Origin of the sequence: Sulfitobacter sp. UBA4523 (assembly GCF_002388305.1) — a bacterium.
In the GTDB taxonomy this organism is placed as follows: Bacteria; Pseudomonadota; Alphaproteobacteria; order Rhodobacterales; family Rhodobacteraceae; genus Sulfitobacter; species Sulfitobacter pontiacus.
This window is the reverse complement of sequence record NZ_DGMH01000052.1, coordinates 1-1,720: the sequence shown is the minus strand read 5'-3', so window position 1 is coordinate 1,720 and position 1,720 is coordinate 1. Positions and strand designations below refer to the sequence as shown.

At 64.8% G+C, this 1,720-nt stretch carries 3 protein-coding genes; all 3 read right to left on the bottom strand.

Annotated features, from left to right (window positions below; translation table 11 throughout):
- Positions 1–541, bottom strand: a 541-nt coding sequence (locus B3849_RS13040) for a cation transporter (protein WP_286780262.1), incomplete at its 3' end; no start/stop codon positions are given.
- Positions 538–1,008 (bottom strand): FixH family protein, encoded by a 471-nt coding sequence (locus B3849_RS13035; RefSeq protein WP_278425692.1) that lies wholly within the window; start codon positions 1,006–1,008, stop codon positions 538–540. The genes B3849_RS13035 and B3849_RS13040, both read right to left, overlap by 4 nt.
- Positions 989–1,720: FixG Ig-like domain-containing protein (locus B3849_RS13030; protein WP_286780261.1), on the bottom strand; the 732-nt coding region annotated here is incomplete at its 5' end. The genes B3849_RS13030 and B3849_RS13035, both read right to left, overlap by 20 nt.

Below are 1,720 nucleotides of genomic sequence, written 5' to 3'. Positions count from 1 at the left end.
TGACATCCATGTTCACCCGCCCCGCCCGCAAGGCCCCCCATGCCGAAGCAAAGAAAGGCACTGCAGAAAACGCCAGGGCGGGCAGTGCTATGCCGGCCGAGACCCAGTGAAACATCACCCGTGTCACATCCCCGGCCCCCGACCAGACCGCGACAGAGATTGCCATCACATTCATCATCGCAAAACCCGCCACCGCAGCACGGGCCAGCAGGCGCCGCCCCGCGTCGTCATTGGCGGGGCGCAGGGCGGTCGCGTCCAGCTCATGCGCGTCAAAGCCTGCGTCGTTCAAGGCCTGAAGGGCGGTGCTGGCGTCACACCCGGGGGCGAGCACAAGGCGCACCCGCTTGACGCTCAGGTTTACTCTGGCCGCTTTCACAGACGGCAGCTTGGCCAAAACCCCTTCGACCCCCGCAATACAGGCGGCACAGCGGATCTGCGGCAGCGCAAGGTAGACTGCCGCCTCGGTCTCGGCCACGCCCCTGCGCGCGGTGTCAACCGATGGGGCCAGCGCGATACAGCCCGGACAGGCAGCGACGGTCATCGCAGGCCCCGCAACGGGATGCGGCGCCGAAAGAGCGTGCCGTCAGCGGCCCGCATCTCTATCCGGAGGTTCCAGTTGCCGGGGCCCGACGTGACGGGGGCGACCCATGCGCTGCCGTCCCAGCTGAACTCCGGCGTGATGTCATCCGCCACCGTCGTCGCGCGCCCCAATGTGGCAAAGATGATCTCGGGCCTTACCACGCGATTGCCCCCATCTGTCACAGAAAGCCTAAGCGTCGTGTCGGTCAGCGCTGTCCGCACGGTCCAGCCCAAAGCTTCCTGTGCGGCGCGGTCGGTGTCGAAGTTCTGCGAGGCGACATAGCTCGACTCGGTCTCTTTGCCGGGGAAAGTCCGCACCGCGTTGAACGCCAGCGCGAGGTTCACCGAGATGATAATAGAAAAACCGCCGATAAACATCGCCAGCACATGCCAGCCGGTCAGCGGGCGTTCAGTCTGTACCACGCTCATCAGATCCTTCCTTTCCGTTGAAAATTGTATTGCCATAGGCCCGCTCGCCCGAGGTGACATCTTCGACCCAAAGGCGCAGGTCACTGCGCTGCGCGCGGGCGGCGGGGGTCTGCGGCGGGGCGATCACATAGACACGTTGCAACCGGCTGGTGTCAGCGGGCACGTTGACCACGGCGTTACTTGCGCCCTCTAGCGCCAGTTCCAAGGGGCTGTCGGCCACCAGCGACACTCTGAAATCCCGCGCTTCGTTGTGTTTGTTGCGCAGGCGGATGTCATAGGCGTTGCGGATGGACCCGTCCGACAGGGTGACAAAGGTCGGGTTGCGCACCGGCGCAATGGTCATGTCGATCTCAGGCCGGATGAAAAGTGCTACGACCAGCGCCACACCGATGGCGGCCCATGCCGTCGTGTACACAATCGTGCGGGGTCGAAAGATATGCTGCCAAAGCGGCTTGGGCTGCCACCGGGGCGGCGTGGCACCGGCAACGTCACCGGCGGGAGCGTCGGCATACCCCGCGACTGCGGCGCTTTCTTGCGGGGCGGTTGGCGGTTCGTCATCCAGCGCGAGATAGTCGATCAGCCCCCGTGGCCGCCCGATCTTGGCCATCACATCGTCACAGGCGTCGATACATAGGGCGCAGGTAATACACTCCATCTGTTGACCCTCGCGGATGTCGATCCCCATCGGGCAGACGGCGACACAGGCGTTGCA